This window comes from Kitasatospora sp. NPDC048545 (assembly GCF_040651155.1).
Lineage (GTDB): Bacteria > Actinomycetota > Actinomycetes > Streptomycetales > Streptomycetaceae > Kitasatospora.
On record NZ_JBEZIQ010000003.1, the window covers coordinates 33,234 to 51,021 of the forward strand.

Below are 17,788 nucleotides of genomic sequence, written 5' to 3' on the forward strand. Positions count from 1 at the left end.
TTTGCGCATGGGGTGCGTCCCGGAGTGCTTCCGGGTGCGTCCCGGGCCAGGCCGCGGGTCACCTCGTGGATTGCGTCCCGGATCAGGTCCCGGATGGGGTCTCGGGGGAAGTCCCGGGGGAGGTCCCGGGTGGGGCCTTGGGGGAGGGACGGTTCCGGGCGGCGGTGACCAGGAGGCGGGCGGTCGGGGTGGGAAGGTCCAGGTGGTGGGCGATCCACTGCGGGTCCTGGCTGTGGGTGGCGAACATCCAGGCGGTGTAGAGCCGGTTCAGGCCGGGAGCGCCGGGGGCGAGCAGGAGCGGCCGGACCTGCTCCATCGGAAAGCCCTCCAAGGAGCGTGCCGTGAACCACTGGGTGTCGTCGTCGCCCGGTGCGTTCGTCCCGGCCCGCGCGCTCCGTACGCCCCGTCGGTCCGCCCGGTCCGCCCGGTCCGCCCGGTCCGCCCGGTTCTGCGGGTCCGCCGTCCGGGCCGTGCCCGCCCGCCGCCGGCCGGTGGCCAGCAGCAGGGTGAGCAGCAGGCCCGCGACCGAGGCGCCGATGAGCACACCGGACAGGAAGAGGCGCAGCGGGCCCGGCGCGAGGCCGACGGCGAGGCCCTGGAGGGCGAGCACGAGCAGGACGCCGGACAGCGCGGTCGCTCCGCCGCTCCGGGGACACCTGCCGGTCCGGGAGGACGGACCGTTCCGGGTGAACGGGGAGCTCCGGGGGAACGGGGCGGAGCGGTGGAACAGAGCGGTGCGGGTCATGGCGGGTCCTCCTTCGGCGGTGCCGGGAGTGGGTGTGCTCAGGCGACGCGGGCCAGCCGGGGGTCGTACTTGTAGCCGATCTGGCGGACGGTGGCGATCGCCTCCCGGTGCCCGGGGCCGAGCTTGCGGCGGATCCTGGCGATGTGGGTGGCGACGGTGCGGCTCTCGCCGGTGTCCGGGCGGCCCCAGACCGCCTCCATCAGCTGGCGGCGGGAGTGGACCCGCAGCGGGTTGCCGACCAGGTGCGCGAGCAGCTCGAACTCCAGGTAGGGCAGCGGGGTGAGCCGGTGGCCGTCGACGGTGACGGTCCGCTGCTCGGTGTCCACCACGAGGCCGGCGGCGGTGGAGCCGGGTCCGGAGCCGGGTCCGGAGGCGGCTGCGGCGCGTCGGGGCGGGGCGGGGGCGTGATCGGAGAAGACGGCGTCGAGCCTGGGGCGGCGCACGACCATGGCGGATGCTCCCTCGGAGGGTTGGGGACAGGAGGGTCGGTCAGCGGGCGGGGTGCCAGGTGGCCTCCAGCCGGGTGGTGCCGTCCGGGGCGGTGGCGTTCCGCCAACGGGCGCGCATCCCGCTCGTGCGGTCGCCCGCCGGTGTGGCGGCCGGGGCGATGGCCGGGGTGACGGCGGCCTGCAGGACGGCGTGGTCCAGCGGGCTCGCTGCCAGCCGTCGGCCGACGGCGGCGAGGGCGGCGAGGGCGGCGCGGGTCCGGCCCCGGTCGGTGGACGGACGGGTGGACGGACGGGCGGGTCGGAAAGCGGCGACGATGGTCATGGCAGGTCACCTCCGTGACGGGTCGGTGGTCGGTCAGGGGTCAGGGGTCAGGGGTCAGGGGTCAGGGGTCAGCCGTGTGCCGTGAGCCGTGAGCGCCGAGCGGTGGACGGGGTCGGGGGTCCGACGGCTCGGGCTCAGTGGCTCAGCGCGGTCTGGACGATCTTGACGATGACCATCACCATCGCCACGAGCAGGTAGGCCCGCAGGGCGCCCATGCCGACCTTGCGGGCGGTGGACATCACCGGCTTGTCGAGGGACTCCAACGGGGGCATCCGCCAGTCCTCGCGGCCGGTGCGGTCGACGGGGTCCTCCTTGGTGGCCGTCCGGCCGAAGGTGAAGGAGTACCCGGCGACCAGGACGCCGGCGACTCCGCAGCCGGCCATGATCCACAGGATCGCGCCGGAGCTGATGTCCGGCCAGACCACGGCTGCGGTGAGGATCATCGAGAGCGTCACCAGGACGCCGACCACGGCGGAGGTGAAGGCGTTGGTCCTGGGCCCGTTCACCCAGGGGCCGAGCACCGCCCTGTCGTTGCAGAGCAGCAGCAGGAAGACGGTCGCGGAGGGCAGCAGCACCCCGGCCAGCACCTGCACGAACTGCGTCATCAGGCCCTGCGTGTAGTCGGTGGACAGCAGGGTGATCGCCGCCGCCGCGACCACCAGACCCGCGTAGAGCCCGTAGAAGCCCTTGGCGCCCTTCACGCCGCGGTGCAGCGAGTGCTTGATGCCGAACACGTCGCCGATCGCGTACGCGGTGGAGAGCGAGACGGCGAACGCGCCGATGATGGAGGCGTCCAGCAGCGCGATCGCGAACAGCACCCCGGCGAGGTGGCCCGCCTTGGCCTCGATGCCCCGGGCGACGGCGCCCGCGTCGGAGAACTGTCCGAACCCGTCGGTGCCGGCGAACGCGGCGGCGGTGAAGCCCATCATGGCGGCCGCGCCGACGATCACGATCACGATGCCGATCCACAGGTCGGCCTTCTCGTAGGTCATGAAGCGCGGGGTGATCCGCTTGTCGATGACGTACGACTGCTGGAAGAACAGCTGCCAGGGGGCGACGGTGGTGCCGACGATCGAGATGATCACCAGCATCACGGCGGCGAGCTGCCCCGAGCCGCCGGGCACGGTGGGCGTCACGAAGTCGTGCGCCATCTGCGAGGTCTTCGGGTGCACCAGGAAGTAGATCGGCACCAGCAGCAGCGAGCCGACGCACAGCGTCACCGCGACCCGTTCGAAGCGCCGGAACGAGCCGGTGAACGCGGAGGCGATGATGATCGCCGCCGCCAGCACCACCGAGGCCGCCTTCGGCAGTCCCAGGTAGCCCGCCGCGAGCGTCACCCCGATGAACTCCGTCACGAGCGTCAGCGCGTTCAGCAGGAACAGGTCGATGACGCTGAACGCGCCCCAGAACCTGCCGAACCGCTCCAGGATCAGCCGGGCGTGCCCGACCCCGGTGACCGCGCCCAGGCGCAGCACCATCTCCTGGTTGACGTACAACACCGGGACCAGCATCAGCAGCGTCCACAGCAGTTGGGTGCCGTGGTTCTGCCCGGCCTGCCCGTACGTCGAGAAGGCGCCGGCGTCGTTGTCGCCGACCATCACGATCAATCCGGGCCCGACGATCGCGAGCAGGGTCTTCAGCCGGGCCGACAGTCCCTGCCGCGGTGCGGTGTCATCGAGGCGGACGGTGCCGAACGCGCCCTTGATGTCGCCGATGTGGGCGTCGTCGAGGACCGCCGGGCGGGGCGTCGTCGGCGTCGTGGGGTCGAGGGTGGCGTGCGTGGTCATGAGTTCCTCCCGTGGGCCCCGTGCGGGCGGGGCGGGTCGGAGGCACGCGGCGGTACTTCCCTGCAGGTGGGCATGACGCATCGGCGCGCGGCGGTCCGCCGCTCATGAGGAGGTCTCATGAGCGAGGGGGAGTTCGGCCATGAGCGCGTCTCATGGGCCAACCCATGAGCAAGTCTCATGAGCTCGACCATGAGCGCGCCTCATGGCGCGAACAGGCATGGCGAAGCCGCGTGCCGGATCGACGCGTCGTCAGAGCGACGTGCAGGGAAGGTCGTTACCGCGTGCCGGAGGTGTGCGAGGGCAAGCGGGGGTAGGGGCAACTGTGGCCCGGACTACTGCATTCCATGTCTCTCGCCTCCTCCCGGCCGGCGCACCCCGTGGTGCGAGTCATCGACGCGGCAAGGAGTTCACCGGTCCGCGCGATGCGACCACCGGTTCACCCCAACTCGTCAGAGCCTATCCCCGCCGGCGACCCATACTTGCGCACTTGGTTAAACCTTTACCTTTCCGGTCGGGTGGCACGCCCACCCGGGTGACGCGGGGTTTGGCCGTCCGGCCGCCACGGAACGACTTCCCGCCGTACCGGCAGCGGCACCAGGTCGTGCCCGGACCCGAGGGGTGGCATGGCGGCCGAAGGTTCCCAGGAGGCTCCCCGGCAGGCCCGGGCGCTGGCGCTCGCCCGGCGCCCGAAGCTGTGGCTCTTCCCGACCGTCCTCTGCGGCCTGCTGGCCGTCGTGCTCTCGCTGCTCTACATGGGCGGCATCGTGAACCCGACCGGGCACCTGCACCGGCTCCCCATCGCCCTGGTGAACGCGGACCGGGGCGCGCCGCCGCCTGGGCAGCCGGCCAACCTCGGCACCCGGCTGACGAAGGCGATCGTGGCCGGCACGCCCGACAGCACCGTCGACTGGCGGCAGGTGGACGAGGCCGGACTGCGCGAGCAGCTCGCCGCCGGCAAGGTCTACGGCGCGCTGGTCGTCCCCGAGGACTTCACCGCGGACGTCACCGCGCTGGTCGCCGGCGGCGCCACGAAGCGCCCGACCGTGACCGTGCTGACCAACCCCGGCCTGGGCAGCCTCGGTTCCTCGATGGCCGCGCAGATCGCCCAGAACGCCGCCCACCAGGCCTCCCAGGCGGCCGGCCGGGAACTGCTCGCCGCCGTTCCGCCCGCGAGCCCCGCGACCACCGCGAGCCCGGACACCGGCGCCACCGCGCGCCTGTTGCTCGCTGACCCGTTCGCCGTCGCGACCCAGGTCGGCCACCCGATCGGCAGCCGCAGCGGACTCGGCCTGAGCGCCTTCTACTTCACCCTGCTGGCCGTCCTGACCGGCTTCATCGGCGGCAACATCATCCACAACGGCGTCGACGGCGCGCTCGGCTACAGCGACAGCGAGATCGGCCCCTGGCACACCCGCCGACCGACCGTCCCGATCAACCGCACCCAGACCCTGCTGCTCAAGATGGTCATGACGGCCGGGATCATGCTGATCACCACCTCCCTGGTGCTGCTGTGCACGGTCGGCGTCCTCGGCATGGACGCCCCGCACCAGCCGATGCTCTGGCTCTTCGCCTACTGCGCCAGCCTCGCCGTCGGCCTCGGGGTGCAGGCGATCAACGCCGCGTTCGGCGGCATCGGACAGCTGATCTCGATGTTCGTCTTCATCGCGCTGGCCCTGCCCTCCTCCGGCGCGACCGTGCCGCTGCAGGCGGTGCCCTCCTTCTACCGCTTCCTGAGCGTGTTCGAGCCGATGCGCCAGCTCAGCGACGGCATCCGGGCGATCCTGTTCTTCGATGCCCGGGGCGACGCCGGGCTGGCCCGCGGCTGGACCATGATCGCCATCGGTGCGGTGCTGGCCCTGGCGTTCGGCTTCGGGATGACCCGCTACTACGACCGCAAGGGCCTGCACCGCTGGACGCCCCAGCCGACCGACTGAGCCGCCGGAACCGCGACCGGAACCGGCGCGTGGACCGGGACCGGCACGGCGACCGCGGCCGGCGCGTGGACCGGACGGTCAGGCCTTCGTCACGGTCACCGTGAGGTGCTTCGTGATCGGCTGGTCGCTCTGCGTGCTGCGGTCGCCGAGCGCACAGAGCACGTTCATCTCCGGCATGTACCCGGCCGCGCAGCCGCGCGGGATGTCGTACGGGACGGCCAGGTAGCCGCTCAGCGAGCGGGTGCTGCCGTCCCGGGCGGTGCTGGTGACGTCCACCCGGTCGAACTCGGCGATGCCGCGCTCGCGCATGTCGTCCTTGTTCAGGAAGACCAGGGTGCGCAGGTCCCGCACGCCCCGGTAGCGGGCGTCGTCCGAGTAGATGGTGGTGTTCCACTGGTCGTGCGAGCGCATCGTGCCCAGGGCCAGGGTGCCGGCCCCGGGGACGACGTCGGGCAGCGGGGCGGCGGAGAACTCGGCCTTGCCGGAGGGGGTGAGGAAGACCAGCTCGCGGGCGGGCTGCTTGATCCGGAAGCCCAGCGGCAGCCGCACCCGGCGGTTGAAGTCCTCGAAGCCGTCCAGGACCCGCGCCATGGTGTCGCGGATCCGGTCGTAGTCCTCGATGTACCACTCCCACGGGGTGGGGCTGTCCGGCAGGGCCGCGCGGGCCATCCCGGCGATGATGGCCGGCTCCGAGGCGGGATGATCGTCCGGGTCGCCGCCGCCTCGACCAGCGGGTTGACGTGCACGACCTGCGCGCCCCGCTTGAACGCCTCGGCGAGCGCCGTCGGCATCCGGGGCGCGTCGGGGGCGGCGTCGGAGGTGGTCACGGTGCTCGCCTTCCCTCGCAGGGGCGCGCGGGCGTCGGGGACCCGGCGCTGGACCGAGATTTACGTCCGTCCGCCGGGCCCTGCGCGTCGAGCGCTCACACGCCCGGCAGGCTGCCCAGCACGGCGGCGACGTCCGTCCGCCGGGCGACGTCCAGCAGCGCGCGGGCCATCACCGAACCCGGCTCGCGGGCGGCGATCACCAGGCCGATCGACGCGCTGTGCACCGGCTCCACCAGCGGGACGGCCTGCATTCCGTGCGGCACCCCGAACACGTGCAGCCAGGCGTAGGGCACGACGCTCGCCCAGTGCCCGGTCCGCACGTGCGCGAACAGCGAGGCCACCGAGTCCGTCTCGACCCGCGGGGTCGGCTCCAGCCCGAGGCCCGCGAACACCTCGTCCAGCACCCGCCGGCCCTGCATGCCCGAGTGCAGCAGGCACAGCGGCAGCCGGGAGGCCTCCGTCCAGGTCGCCCCCGGGTGCCGGGCCAACTCGTCGGCCAGGCCGGTCAACAGGACGTAGCGCTCCTCGTACAGCGGGAGCGTGCGCAGGTCGTCGGCGCCCGGCCCGGGCAGGTAGGTGATGCCCGCGTCGATCTCGAAGTCCCGTACCTGGCGCAGGAGTTCCTCGGAGCGCAGATCGGTGGACAGCTCCACCGTGGCCAGCGGGTGGGCGGCGCAGAGCGGCCCGGTGAGCAGCGACACGGCGCCCGAGGCGGTCGGCACCGAGCCGATCCGCAGCCGTCCGCTCAGACCGGTGCGCAGCGCGTCCACCTCGTCCCGCAGGGCGTCCCGGTCGGCCAGGATCCGCCGCGCCCACAGCACGATCCGCTCGCCCTCGGGGGTGAGCCCCTCGTAGGCGCGGCCGCGCCGGACCAGCAGCACCTTCAGTTCGTCCTCCAGCTTGCGGACGGCCTCGGAGAGGGCCGGCTGGGAGACGTGGCAGGCCTGGGCGGCGCGGGCGAAGTGGCGCTCCCGGGCGAGGGCGACGAGGTACTCGAGCTGGCGGAAGAGCATCTACCCGGCCTCCGGCGCGGGGGCGGCGGCCGGGTCCGTTCCGGTTCCGCCAGCGGTTCCGGCGTCGGTGCCGGCTGCGGTTGCGGTTCCGGTTCCGGCGTCGGTGCCGGCTGCGGTCCGGGTGCCGGTGTCTATGCGGTCGGTGCGGGTGTACACGTTCATCGACTCGCCGCGCAGGAAGCCGACCAGGGTCAGACCGGTCTCCTCGGCGAGGTCCACGGCCAGCGAGGAGGGGGCCGAGACCGCCGCGAGCATCGGGACGCCCGCCATCACGGCCTTCTGGACCAGCTCGAAGGACGCCCGGCCGCTCACCATCAGCACCGTGCCGCGGGCCGGAAGCAGGCCCTCGCGCAGGGCATGGCCGACCACCTTGTCCACGGCGTTGTGCCGTCCGACGTCCTCGCGCAGGCAGAGCAGCCGCCCGTCGGCGTCGAACAGCCCGGCCGCGTGCAGGCCGCCGGTGCTGTCGAAGACCTTCTGGGCGGCCCGCAGCCGGTCTGGCAGGGCGGAGAGCAGGGAGGGGGTGACACGCAGTTCGTCCCCGGCGACGCTCCACGACGCGGTGGTGCGCACCGCGTCCAGGCTGGCCTTGCCGCACAGGCCGCAGGAGGAGGTGGTGTAGAAGTTGCGCTCCAGCGAGGCGTCCGGGGCGGGCACACCGGCGGCGAGGACGACGTCCACGACGTTGTAGGTGTTGCCGCCGTCAGCGGTGGCACCGGCGCAGTACCGGATCCCGGCCACCTGGTGCGCGGCGTGCAGCACGCCCTCGCTGACCAGGAAACCGGCCGCCAGGTCGAAGTCGCTGCCGGGCGTGCGCATGGTCACCGTCAGCGGACGCCCGCCGACCCGGATCTCCATCGGCTCCTCGGCGGCCAGGGTGTCGGGGCGGTGCGTGGGCGTGCCCTGGCGCAGGCGCAGCACTCTGCGCGGGACGGTCACTCGGCCCATGGTCGTCGGCTCCTCGGCGGGGTCGTGGCGGACGCTACGCATGAATCCTCGCGCGTTTGGCGGGGCAGGTGCGCCACGAGGTCCGGTTCGGGCAGGTGACGGCGGCTGTGCGCGGCCGTCACGGCCAGGCACAGCACGCCCACCGCGGCCATGCCGGTCAGCAGCGCCGGGTAGGAGGCGTGGCCGGCCGTTCCGGCGAGCAGCAGCGGGGTGAGGAAGCCGCTGGAGGTGGTGCTCTGGTAGAGGGAGGCGGCGCTCGGGCCGCTCGGGCCGGAGGGCCCGGAGGGCGTGCGGGGCAGTCGCTCCACCTCGTGCAGACCCGCGCCGAGCGTCAGCCCGTACCCGGTGCCGAGGACGACGGCGGCCATCAGCACCAGTGCCACCGAGTCGCGCTCGGCGGCGAGGGCACCGACCAGCAGCCCGGCGATCACCGTGGCCATCGCGGTGAGGGTCGCCCGGGCGCTGCCGCGGTCGTCCAGCCGTTCCGCGAAGGGCTGGGCGAGCACGCCCGTGGCGAGGGTGAGCGCCGCCACCAGGCCGCCGAACAGCGGCGCGTGGCCGGGGACGCGGTCGGCGACCAGCGGGGGCAGCACGACGTACGCCACCGTGGCGGAGCCGAGCACGGCGGGGCTGGCGGGAAGCACGACGTAGCGGAAGCGGGGATGCCGGACGGCCGCGCGGTGTCCGGTGCCCTGTCCGGTTCCCCGTCCGGGGCCGGGGCCGGGGCCGGGGGCGGTGCCGGTGCCGGTGCTCGGGGCACGGTCGGAGCCCGGACCGCGGGCCGGTGCGGTGCCCGGTGTGGCGCCCGCTCTGGTGCCCGCTGTGGTGCTCGCCGCGCTGCCCGGTGCGGCGGCGGGCCCGGTGTCGGGCAGGCGGCGGGTGGCCCACAGGACCAGCAGGCAGCCGAGGGCGTGGGCGAGCGCCGGCAGCACCATCGGGCCGGGCAGCCACTCGGCGAGCACCCCGGAGACCAGCGCACCCCCGAGAAGCCCGCCCCGGTCGCGCACACCGCCCGGCGGGCCGACACCGCGGGCGGCACGGACGGGCCGGAGAGCTCCCGCAGCCAGGCCGCCCCGGCCAGGAACACCAGACCCGCGGCGAAACCGGTGGCCGCCCGGGCCGCGAACACGGCCGACTCGTCCGCCACGGCCAGGACGGCGCTCGCGGCGGCGGAAAGCACCAGCGCGCCGCGCACCACCCGCCGTCGGCCGTAGCGGTCCGCGGCGGGGCGGCCCAGCAACAGACCGGGCACCAGCCCGACCAGGTACACCGAGAACATGGCGGCCAGCGACAGCGCCGACCAGTCGGTGCGTGCCCGGTACACGGTGGCCAGGGCGGTGAACTGGTTCGCGCCCCAGGCGGCGACGGCCACGGCCGCCGCCACCGGGAGCCAGCGGGTGGACATCTGCGTGCTCTGCTTTCTCGCCCCCACGGACGGTTGCGCCGATCCTGCGGACGGCCGGAACCGGCGTGCCGGAACGGGTGCGGGACAATTCGGCGGCGGCCCGACGGAAATCGTCCTCGGCGTCGAATCACCCGATGTCGATGTGCTCGACGCCGTTCTCGCGGAAATCATCGACGTGAAGATTCCGGGCCCGTGAATGCCGTCCGGCAGGGCGAGCGGTGTGCGGCCCGGGAAATGCCGGGGGGCCTGGTCCCGGGCGGAGTCGGAGAGAGGGCGTCCACCAGGTCGTCGATGGTGACCATGTGCTGCGCCGCCCCTTGCCCGGATTTCCCGGCTCGCCGATTCTCCGGCGTCCCTTATGCCGGCGTACCGTTTACCCGGCGTTTCGTTTTCCGGATTCCTTCCTGCCAGTGTGGAGTCCGGGGCGGTGGCACGTCAAAGAGGCGGCTCCTGTGGGGTGATAGGCGCCGCTTATCGCGGATTCCGGAACGGTCCGCAGGATTTCCCCGGTGGGGCGACCGGAAATGCCGCACCGCGGTCAGGGCGCACGATTTCCGAGGACTCGGTGGGCCGTTCGAGGGCGCGGTGGACCTTCGAGCGCGTGACGGGACGGAGCCGCTGCGCTAGTCCGTGCTCCGCCCCACCGACAGCACCACCGCACTGGTCGCGCCGCCCGGCGTCTCGTAGTGCACCGTCTCCCCGGCGTGGCGCCCGAGCAGGGCCTTGCCGAGCGGACTGTCGGAGGTCACCAGCGTCAGCTCCCGTTCCTCGGCGAGCTCCGCGACCTCGACGGTCTCCTCGTCACCGTCCGCGAACCGCACGGTGACGGTGGACCCCACCCCCACCACCTCCGTCGACGGTGCGCCGGCGACGGACGCCTCCCGCAGGCGCTCCTCCAGCTCGGCGATCCGCCGGTCCAGCCGCGTCACCTCCGACGCCCGCTGCAACTCGTCCGCCGCGTCCGCCCGGTCGCCCACCGGCTCCACGCCGCGCAGCGTCTCGGCCACCTTCCCCCGATCCGTCCGCAGCTGCGCCAACTCCTCCTGCACCGCATGCAGGCCCTCGGCACTGATGGGTTCGGGACCACCGGTCATTGCCTGCTCCCGGGTCTCTCGCGGAACGCTCAAACGCCGGACGCCTCCCATTACCCCACCCTGCCGGGCCCCGGGCAACTCCGGCCGTGGGGCGCCACTCGGCGCCCGCGGACGGACGGGAACGGTCACCGGGGAGCGGACCGGACCGGACCGGACCGGAGCGGACCGGAGCGGACCGGACCGGACCGGAGCGGAGCGGACCGGACCGGAGCGGACCGGAGCGGACCGGAGCGTGCGGTCAGCGGACCAGGGCGTCGGCCCGTCGGGGTTCCGGCGTCCGCGGCCGCACGACCGGCGCGAGGAAGTCGCTCGGTGTGCCGTGCCAGGACACGTGCAGGGCTTCCCGGGCGCGCGTGCACGCCACGAAGAGCAGGCTCAGCTCGCTGTTGAGGTCCTCCTGGTGCTGTTGCGGGTCCGTTTCCTGCGGGGTGATCGCGCTCTGCATGGGCACCACGCCGTCGCTCACGCCCACGACGGCCACGCAGCGGAACTCCAGTCCCTTCATCCGGTGCATGGTGCCGATCCGGACGCCGGGGGACGGCGCGTTTCCGAGCACGTATGCGGGGGTTCCGGCGCGGTCCAGGGCCTGGGCGATGTCGCGGCCGAGCTGGGCGGTCCGGGCGGCGACGCCGATGTCCTCCGGGCGCACGCCCGAGGCGGTCCACTCCCCGATGCGGGCGACGAGCGCCCGGATCTCCTCGGACCTGTCGACGTGACCGTGCGTCTCGGGATGCGCGCCGTGCAGGGTCGAGTGGTAGCCCACCAGGGACTCCTCCCCGCCGTCCATGTCGTCCGGGCGTTCGCCGGTGAGCAGGGAGGCGGACCAGCTGAGGATCTCGTGCGTGGTCCGGTAGTTGATCCGCAGCCGGGAGGACCGGCCGACCACCTGGATCCCGAGCGAGCGCAGCGAGACCTTGTTCCCGTAGATCCGCTGGTGCGGGTCACCGGCGAGGAAGAGGTCGTCCGGTCCGGGCGCGACGACGGCGCGGAGGAACCGCCACTGCGCGGGGTGCAGGTCCTGCGCCTCGTCGATCACCACGTGCCGGAACGGGCGGTACCCCTGTTCGTCGAGCGTCCGTGCGGCCTGCGCGCACACCTGCAGGAAGGTTCGCTCCCCGGTCTGTCGCAGGTCCTCCTCGAACGCGGCGACCGCACGCCACAGTTGGGCCCGCTTCAGCGGCCCGAGGGTCGTGCCCCGGCCGGTCCGCGACGCCTTCAGGTACTGCTCCGGGCCCTCGATCGACTGGGCCAGGACGACCTGTCGCCATTCCTGGTCGAGGAACACGTCGGTGAAGTCGACGCCGAGCCGGTCGGCGACCCGCCGCCAACGGGCGAGGACCGCGCGCTGGTTGAAGACGATCTTCAGCGGGGCGCCGCCGAGGGCACGGCGGAGGAGCTCGTTGGCCAGCGCGTCGACGGTGACCACCCGGACCTTCGCCCTGATCCGCTCGTCCGTGACGAGCAGACCGAGGCAGCGCTCCAGCTCCGCGGCGAGGTCCTTGGTGTAGGTGGTGAGCAGCACCGACCCGTCGGGGGCGTCCGGCGGCAGCCGGCGCGCCAGGTGGTAGGTCCGGTGCAGGGCCACTACGGTCTTGCCGGTCCCGGGACCGCCGGTGACGCGGGCCGGACCGTTGTACGACTCCCGGTAGGCGATCCGGTACTGCGCCGGGTGCAGGAAGATCCGCCACGCGTCGAAGGGGCGCTCCAGGATCTCCAGCAGTTCCTCGGGACCGGAGACCAGGGCGACCCGGCCGCGCGCGCGGGCCATCGCCGACACCAGCTCGTCCCCGGACTGCGCGGCGCCCGCCGGAGCCGCCGCCCGCGCGTACGCCTGGACGATCTCGCGGTCGATGTCGGCCGGTTCCATTCCGCTGGCGAGACCGATCAGGACGTCGAACTGCTGCTCCGGCAGGACCCGGTGGAGCGCCTCCAGATGGGCTTCGTCGGGCAGCAGCCGGATGATCGGCAGGATCTCCTCGTCGATGCCCAGGCTGCGCAGGACCTTGTCGGAGCGGTCGGCGAAGAGCCGCCGGGGTTCGTCGGACGCCCGGGTCCGCAGCGACTCGGTGGCGCGTTCCAGCGCGACGTCGTTGCGGATCTCGACGCCCTGGGTGGCGGCGTTGACCGAGGCCCGGTGCTTGCCCGCCCAGTCGTTGGCCTTGTCGTGCGGGAGGACCTTCAGCAGCAGGTAGCCGTCGCCCCGCTCGGCCTTGAGGACGACCCCGCGCCAGAAGTCGGTGATCCGGATGGTGCGGATCCGGGGATCCCGCTGGTGGGTGAGCTTCTCCAGGTGCGTGCCGGCGTGCGTCGCCACGGTGAACTTCTCGAAGGTCTCGAAGACCCGCCGCTGCACCGACTTCTCCAGCGCCGCGAACTCCAGCAGGAAGTCCCGGTGCATACCCAGCGTCGCCACGCAGGCCCCCTCACACCTCTGTCCGGTCGGGCAGTGCGCTCACTGTACTGGCCCGGTACCGGCCCGACGATCACTCGGGACGACGGCGGGTGGCCGCCACGCGCGGGTCGGCGTGGACGAACCACCCCGGAACCGCAACGGGTTCCCCTGGTCGGGCGCGGAACGCCCGGGAGCGGGCGGGCGGACGCACGTTCGCTGCGGTTCCGTCGGGTTCGGGCCCGTCGATCCGCGCGGGCCCGCCTCGTCGCGGGCGCGCCTTGTCGGCTCCGGGAGCCCGTGCGGGGCGTCGCGCCGGCCGGCGCCGGGCCGGCGTCGGGTCCGCGTCTGGCCGGCGTCGGGTCCGCGTCGGGTCCGCGCCGGGCCGGTGTCGGGTCGGTGGACGAAACGGCGGCGCGCCCGGTCGTCGGTGGTGCCGGGCTCCGTCGTCCTCCGGGACGCCGGACCCCTCGGCGGCGTCGGCGGGTGCTGTCCGAGGGTGGCGGTGATCACCTTCTGGGGTGGGGGCGTGAGGGAAAGCGCAGGTCGGGGGCCTCGGTGTGGGCGCGAAGGGCGGGACCGGCCGCTGGGGCGGGAGCGGGCGAAGCTACCATGTGGGCAACACCCTCAGCTCGAAAGATGGACTTGTGACTGTCAACGACGACGTGTTCACGGACTGGAAGAACCGCGAGGAGATCGCGGAGTCGATGATCCCGATCATCGGGCGACTGCACCGGGAGCGGGACGTCACCGTCCTGTGCCACAGCCGTTCCCTGGTGAACAAGTCGGTGGTCAGCATCCTCAAGACGCACCGCTTCGCCCGGCAGATAGCCGGCGAGGAGCTCTCGGTCACCGAGACGATGCCGTTCCTGAGCGCGCTGACCGCCCTGGACCTCGGCCCCTCGCAGATCGACATCGGCATGCTCGCCGCCACGTACAAGGCGGACGACCACGGTCTGTCGGTGGAGGAGTTCACCGCCCAGGCCGTCGCCGGTGCCACCGGTGAGAACAAGCTGGAGCGCCGGTCCGCGCAGGACGTCGTGCTGTACGGGTTCGGCCGCATCGGCCGCCTGGTCGCCCGCCTGCTGATCGAGAAGGCCTCGGCCAACGGTCTGCGGCTGAAGGCCATCGTCGTGCGCAACGGCGGCGGCGACGACCTGGTCAAGCGCGCCTCGCTGCTGCGCCGGGACTCCATCCACGGCCAGTTCCAGGGCACGATCACCGTCGACGAGGCGAACAACAAGATCGTCGTCAACGGCAACGAGATCACCGTGATCTACTCCGACGACCCGACCAAGGTCGACTACACGGAGTACGGGATCAAGGACGCCATCCTGATCGACAACACCGGCCGGTGGCGTGACCGCGAGGGCCTGTCGAAGCACCTGCGCCCCGGCATCGCCAAGGTCGTGCTGACCGCTCCGGGCAAGGGCGACGTCCCGAACATCGTCCACGGCGTCAACCACGACATGATCAAGCCGGACGAGCAGATCATCTCCTGCGCCTCCTGCACCACCAACGCCATCGTCCCGCCGCTGAAGGCGATGGAGGACGAGTACGGCGTGGTCCGCGGCCACGTGGAGACCGTCCACTCGTTCACCAACGACCAGAACCTGCTGGACAACTACCACAAGGCTGACCGCCGTGGCCGCTCGGCACCGCTGAACATGGTGATCACCGAGACCGGTGCCGCCTCGGCCGTCGCCAAGGCCCTGCCGGACCTCAACGCGAAGATCACCGGCAGCTCGATCCGCGTGCCCGTGCCGGACGTCTCCATCGCGATCCTCAACCTCCAGCTCAAGCGGGAGACCAACCGCGAGGACGTCCTGGAGTACCTGCGCAACGTCTCGCTGACCTCGCCGCTGAAGCGCCAGATCGACTTCATCGACTCGCCCGACGCGGTCTCCAGCGACTTCATCGGCTCGCGCCACGCCTCGATCGTGGACGCCGGCGCGACCAAGGTCGAGGGCGACAACGCGATCCTGTACCTGTGGTACGACAACGAGTTCGGCTACTCGTGCCAGGTCGTGCGGGTCGTGCAGTACATCTCGGGTGTCGAGTACCCGACCTACCCGGCTCCGGCGGTCTGATTCGTCGGTGGGGTCGTACGGCGGGGCGGTGACCGGTTGGTCGCCGCCCCGTCGGCGTACCGGGGTCCTTCCGGGGGCGGTTCGGGTGCCCGGTCGGTGGGCACGCGGCCTGCGGCGCCCGGTGTCGGGTGCCGGGTGCCGGACGGTGGTGATCGGGCTTCGGGCTTCGGCTGGTGGGAGGCGCGGGGATGGCGGACGGGGTGGCCGACGGCGAGTTGGACGCCGTGCGGCGGCTGCGGGTGCCGGCCGCGGCCGGGCCCGGACGTCCGCTGTTCGGCGCGGGGCCGGTGCAGCGCTTCTTCGGCGGGCTCGTCGACCGGCGCGGCGAGGTGCTGCTGGACCGCCTGGAACGACGGGTCCGGTCACGGTCGGACGCCGTCGGCGAATAGGCGGCGGACGGCGGCCACCTCCTCGGGAGGCTCGTGCGGCAGGAAGTGCCCGCAGCCGGGCAGGACTTCGGCCGTCAGGCGGTCCCCCGGAGCGCCGGCGGGGGAGGGCAGGGCGGGGCGGATCGCCGGGTCCGGCGCGCCGCCGAGCAGACGGGTGGGGACGGCTGGCCGCGGAAGAGTCGTGAACGGGCGGTGCCGAGCGGGACGTCGAGGATCTCGGACGCCGACTGCTCGTCCAGTCCTTCGATGTGACGAAGCGTCAGAACGGCGCGGTGGCCGGGAGGCGGGCGCTCCAGGGCGTCGTGGATGCCAGTGGCCAACTCGCCGTCGCGCAGGTCGGGTTGCTCGTCGACGAGAGGGGAGAGGGGTGCGGCCGCGGCGGCGGTCCGGCGAGGGCCGGCCGTGGCGCGGCTCGCGAACCGGACGGCCTCGCGGGCGGCGATGGTCCGGGCCCAGTCGAACAGTGCTTCGGGGGCCCTGGGCCGGGGGCAGGTTCCGGACGATCGCGATCATCGCTTCCTGGGCGGCGCCGGGGGCGTCCTGCCGTGCGATCGGGGCGCAGACCCGGCCGACGTACGGCATGAGCAGGCTCATCACCTCGTTCAGCGCGAGGGCGTCGCCCTGGGCTGCCCGGACCAGCGGGGCGAAGTCGGGCCCGGTGGGGTCGGGCGGGGCCTGGTCGGTCGGGGCGGAGTCCGGCGGGTGGGTGCCCCACGGTCGGCCGTCCGCGTCTGTCATGTCGCCCCCGTCGCCGGTCGCTGCCGGCCGCCCTCGGTCGTCGCCCGGGTGGACGCTACTGGACGGGGCGCGGGCCGCGGCGGCGGACATGCGGGGTGTGGGCGTGAGGGCGGAGGCGGACGGGGGCGGAGGTGGAAGGGGGTGGAGCTGCGGCTATGTTGAGGGGTCACGGACAGCCGGAGGGAGCGGGCAATGGGGATGGGTGGTCGGCGGATGGCCGCCGGGGTTGCGGCCGGGGTGCTGGCAGCGGTGCTGGCGGGATGCTCGTCCGGGGGGTCGAAGGGCGCCGCGCCGACGGCGTCCGGGGCGCCGGGCGCGGCGGCGAGCGCGGCCGCCGGAACGGCTGCGGCATCCGCGCCCGCGGACCCGGCCGCACCGTCGGCGGCGGGGTCCGGGTCCGGGGCGGCTCCGGCCCCCTCGACAGCGCCCGCGAGTGCACCCGCCTCCGCGCCGGCCCCTGTGGCGGCGCCCACCGCGGACCTGGAGGCGGCGCTGCTGGACGACAAGCTGGTCGGCCAGGTGCTGCCGGACGCCAAGGCGATGGCCGGGTGGGAGGAGGAGAAGCGCCGGGTCGACACCGCCGACCACGCCGTCACCTGCACCGCGGCCAAGCCCTGCACGGGCAAGCCGCTCAGCGCGTCGGTCCGGTTCTCCTCGGGCGACGTGGTCACCCGCTTCATCGTGGAGACCCTGCCCAGCCGGGACGCGGCGAAGAACCGGCTGAAGGAGACGTACACCTCGTACGCCGCCGGGCCGTTCAAGAAGCTCGACACCCCGGTGCTGGGCAGCGAGAGCCAGGCCTTCCAGGGGCCGCTGGCCGAGGGCGAGGGCGTCGGCATCGTGGTGCGCTCGGGCACCGTGGTGGCGAGCGTGACCACCGAGGGCGGCCCGGTGGACGTGGCCGCGACGCGGCGGTTCGCGGTGATGCTGGTCCAGCGGATCGAGCAGGCGCAGGCGGGCCGGACGCCGGATGCCGGGCCGGGGCCGGCCTGAGTCCGGGTGGCGGGTGCTGCTGACGGGGCGCCGGCGGTGCGGCCGTCCGTCCGTCAGCGGTGGCTGGGTTCGTACGGTCCGAGCGTGAGCCAGGTGTCCAACCCGCAGTGGGCCACCCGCCAGCCGGGCAGCGGGCCGTCCGTGCCCACCAGTTCGGCGCAGGTCGCGGTCAGGGCGGCCTCGGCGGTGATCAGGTCGTCGGCGAGGGTGAAGACCACCGCGTCCACGGTGCCGGGCCCGGCCACGATCCGGGCGTGCTCGACCCGGACCGGACCGCGCAGCCCGCGCTCCAGCCCGTCCCGCACGGACTCGGGGGCCGGCTGGTCGGTGCTGCGGGGGCCGTAGGGGGCGCGCAGGTGGAAACGGATGGCGTGCACGGTACCAAGGGTGACGGATCGTCGGTGCGGTGCGGTGCGAGAGACGGTGGCAGATCGCTGTCAGGCAGCAAGATGTCACCCTTGATGCCCGCTGGTGCCGGTTCGGGTGCGGTTGCGCTCCGTGCCCGGTTCCGGTCCTGTTCCCGGCTGCGCTCCGCTTCCGGCTCCGCTCTGCTCCGTTCCCGGACGGGCTCCGCTCCGCTTCCGGCCCGGAGGGCGCTGGGCTGGGGAAACGGATGTCAGTCGGGCGTGATATGTACTCCATCTGGAGTGGCTGCGGTACGGCCA

General features: G+C 73.4%; 16 protein-coding genes and 2 pseudogenes. 5 read left to right on the plus strand and 13 right to left on the minus strand.

All coding sequences use genetic code 11. The features are described 5' to 3' along the window. Positions 1-82: 82 nt before the first annotated feature. From AB0D10_RS03870 to AB0D10_RS03885, 4 genes are all read right to left on the minus strand, one after another. On the minus strand, positions 83-745 hold the full coding sequence (locus AB0D10_RS03870; protein ID WP_360250781.1) for a hypothetical protein: 663 nt from the start codon (positions 743-745) through the stop codon (positions 83-85). Positions 746-783: 38 nt separating this feature from the next. After that, entirely contained in the window at positions 784-1,194 is a 411-nt protein-coding gene (locus AB0D10_RS03875) for a winged helix-turn-helix domain-containing protein (protein ID WP_360250784.1), read from the minus strand. A 40-nt stretch (positions 1,195-1,234) separates the two neighbouring features. After that, positions 1,235-1,516: a hypothetical protein gene (locus tag AB0D10_RS03880; RefSeq protein ID WP_360250787.1), complete on the minus strand. Its 282-nt coding sequence runs from the start codon at positions 1,514-1,516 to the stop codon at positions 1,235-1,237. Positions 1,517-1,650: 134 nt separating this feature from the next. Beyond that, positions 1,651-3,303: an NRAMP family divalent metal transporter gene (locus AB0D10_RS03885; RefSeq protein ID WP_360250790.1), complete on the minus strand. Its 1,653-nt coding sequence runs from the start codon at positions 3,301-3,303 to the stop codon at positions 1,651-1,653. A gap of 623 nt (positions 3,304-3,926) precedes the next feature. On the opposite strand from AB0D10_RS03885, the gene AB0D10_RS03890 reads away from it, so the two are divergent. After that, entirely contained in the window at positions 3,927-5,237 is a 1,311-nt protein-coding gene (locus AB0D10_RS03890; protein ID WP_360250793.1) for a DUF3533 domain-containing protein, read from the plus strand. 78 nt (positions 5,238-5,315) lie between these two features. Here the strand turns inward: AB0D10_RS03890 and AB0D10_RS03895 are convergent. From AB0D10_RS03895 to AB0D10_RS03915, 5 genes and pseudogenes are all read right to left on the minus strand, one after another. Then, positions 5,316-5,930 (minus strand): annotated as a pseudogene (locus AB0D10_RS03895) (molybdopterin dinucleotide binding domain-containing protein); the annotation flags it as partial. Between the two features lie 229 nt (positions 5,931-6,159). Continuing rightward, on the minus strand, positions 6,160-7,077 hold the full coding sequence (locus AB0D10_RS03900) for a LysR family transcriptional regulator (protein ID WP_360250796.1): 918 nt from the start codon (positions 7,075-7,077) through the stop codon (positions 6,160-6,162). Then, positions 7,078-8,025, minus strand: coding sequence for a formate dehydrogenase accessory sulfurtransferase FdhD (gene fdhD, locus AB0D10_RS03905; RefSeq protein ID WP_360250799.1), 948 nt, complete (start codon positions 8,023-8,025; stop codon positions 7,078-7,080). After that, positions 8,013-9,032: a hypothetical protein gene (locus AB0D10_RS03910; protein WP_360250802.1), complete on the minus strand. Its 1,020-nt coding sequence runs from the start codon at positions 9,030-9,032 to the stop codon at positions 8,013-8,015. The genes fdhD and AB0D10_RS03910 overlap by 13 nt, the downstream gene beginning before the upstream one ends. A gap of 50 nt (positions 9,033-9,082) precedes the next feature. Beyond that, positions 9,083-9,409: pseudogene (locus AB0D10_RS03915) on the minus strand (MFS transporter); the annotation flags it as partial. Here AB0D10_RS03915 and AB0D10_RS03920 point away from each other — a divergent pair. Further along, positions 9,303-9,626: a hypothetical protein gene (locus tag AB0D10_RS03920; RefSeq protein WP_360250805.1), complete on the plus strand. Its 324-nt coding sequence runs from the start codon at positions 9,303-9,305 to the stop codon at positions 9,624-9,626. The pseudogene AB0D10_RS03915 and the gene AB0D10_RS03920 sit on opposite strands and share 107 nt — an antisense overlap. Positions 9,627-10,053: 427 nt before the next feature. Here the strand turns inward: AB0D10_RS03920 and AB0D10_RS03925 are convergent, their stop codons facing one another. Further along, positions 10,054-10,524, minus strand: coding sequence for a GreA/GreB family elongation factor (locus AB0D10_RS03925; protein ID WP_360250808.1), 471 nt, complete (start codon positions 10,522-10,524; stop codon positions 10,054-10,056). A 238-nt stretch (positions 10,525-10,762) separates the two neighbouring features. Continuing rightward, positions 10,763-12,937, minus strand: coding sequence for a UvrD-helicase domain-containing protein (locus AB0D10_RS03930; protein WP_360250811.1), 2,175 nt, complete (start codon positions 12,935-12,937; stop codon positions 10,763-10,765). 623 nt (positions 12,938-13,560) lie between these two features. Here AB0D10_RS03930 and AB0D10_RS03935 point away from each other — a divergent pair. Together AB0D10_RS03935 and AB0D10_RS03940 are read left to right on the plus strand one after the other, a co-directional pair. Continuing rightward, positions 13,561-15,003, plus strand: a complete 1,443-nt coding sequence (locus AB0D10_RS03935) for a glyceraldehyde-3-phosphate dehydrogenase (RefSeq protein ID WP_360250814.1) — start codon at positions 13,561-13,563, stop codon at positions 15,001-15,003. 188 nt (positions 15,004-15,191) lie between these two features. After that, on the plus strand, positions 15,192-15,392 hold the full coding sequence (locus AB0D10_RS03940; RefSeq protein ID WP_360250817.1) for a hypothetical protein: 201 nt from the start codon (positions 15,192-15,194) through the stop codon (positions 15,390-15,392). A gap of 74 nt (positions 15,393-15,466) precedes the next feature. Here the strand turns inward: AB0D10_RS03940 and AB0D10_RS03945 are convergent, their stop codons facing one another. Continuing rightward, a complete protein-coding gene (locus AB0D10_RS03945) occupies positions 15,467-15,712 on the minus strand; it encodes a sigma factor-like helix-turn-helix DNA-binding protein (RefSeq protein WP_360250820.1) in 246 nt (81 codons plus the stop codon). 877 nt (positions 15,713-16,589) lie between these two features. On the opposite strand from AB0D10_RS03945, the gene AB0D10_RS03950 reads away from it, so the two are divergent. Then, entirely contained in the window at positions 16,590-17,123 is a 534-nt protein-coding gene (locus AB0D10_RS03950; RefSeq protein WP_360250823.1) for a hypothetical protein, read from the plus strand. A 53-nt stretch (positions 17,124-17,176) separates the two neighbouring features. Here the strand turns inward: AB0D10_RS03950 and AB0D10_RS03955 are convergent, their stop codons facing one another. Further along, a complete protein-coding gene (locus AB0D10_RS03955; RefSeq protein WP_360250826.1) occupies positions 17,177-17,500 on the minus strand; it encodes a hypothetical protein in 324 nt (107 codons plus the stop codon). Positions 17,501-17,788 lie beyond the last annotated feature (288 nt).

Bases quoted from the DNA above. Each gene is read 5' to 3' on its own strand.
- AB0D10_RS03870 (WP_360250781.1), bottom strand. From the start codon at position 745: ATGACCCGCACCGCTCTGTTCCACCGCTCCGCCCCGTTCCCCCGGAGC.
- AB0D10_RS03900 (WP_360250796.1), bottom strand. From the start codon at position 7,077: ATGCTCTTCCGCCAGCTCGAGTACCTCGTCGCCCTCGCCCGGGAGCGC.
- AB0D10_RS03885 (WP_360250790.1), bottom strand. From the start codon at position 3,303: ATGACCACGCACGCCACCCTCGACCCCACGACGCCGACGACGCCCCGC.
- AB0D10_RS03920 (WP_360250805.1), top strand. From the start codon at position 9,303: ATGGCGGCCAGCGACAGCGCCGACCAGTCGGTGCGTGCCCGGTACACG.
- fdhD (WP_360250799.1), bottom strand. From the start codon at position 8,025: ATGGGCCGAGTGACCGTCCCGCGCAGAGTGCTGCGCCTGCGCCAGGGC.
- AB0D10_RS03875 (WP_360250784.1), bottom strand. From the start codon at position 1,194: ATGGTCGTGCGCCGCCCCAGGCTCGACGCCGTCTTCTCCGATCACGCC.
- AB0D10_RS03880 (WP_360250787.1), bottom strand. From the start codon at position 1,516: ATGACCATCGTCGCCGCTTTCCGACCCGCCCGTCCGTCCACCCGTCCG.
- AB0D10_RS03925 (WP_360250808.1), bottom strand. From the start codon at position 10,524: ATGACCGGTGGTCCCGAACCCATCAGTGCCGAGGGCCTGCATGCGGTG.
- AB0D10_RS03940 (WP_360250817.1), top strand. From the start codon at position 15,192: ATGGCGGACGGGGTGGCCGACGGCGAGTTGGACGCCGTGCGGCGGCTG.
- AB0D10_RS03890 (WP_360250793.1), top strand. From the start codon at position 3,927: ATGGCGGCCGAAGGTTCCCAGGAGGCTCCCCGGCAGGCCCGGGCGCTG.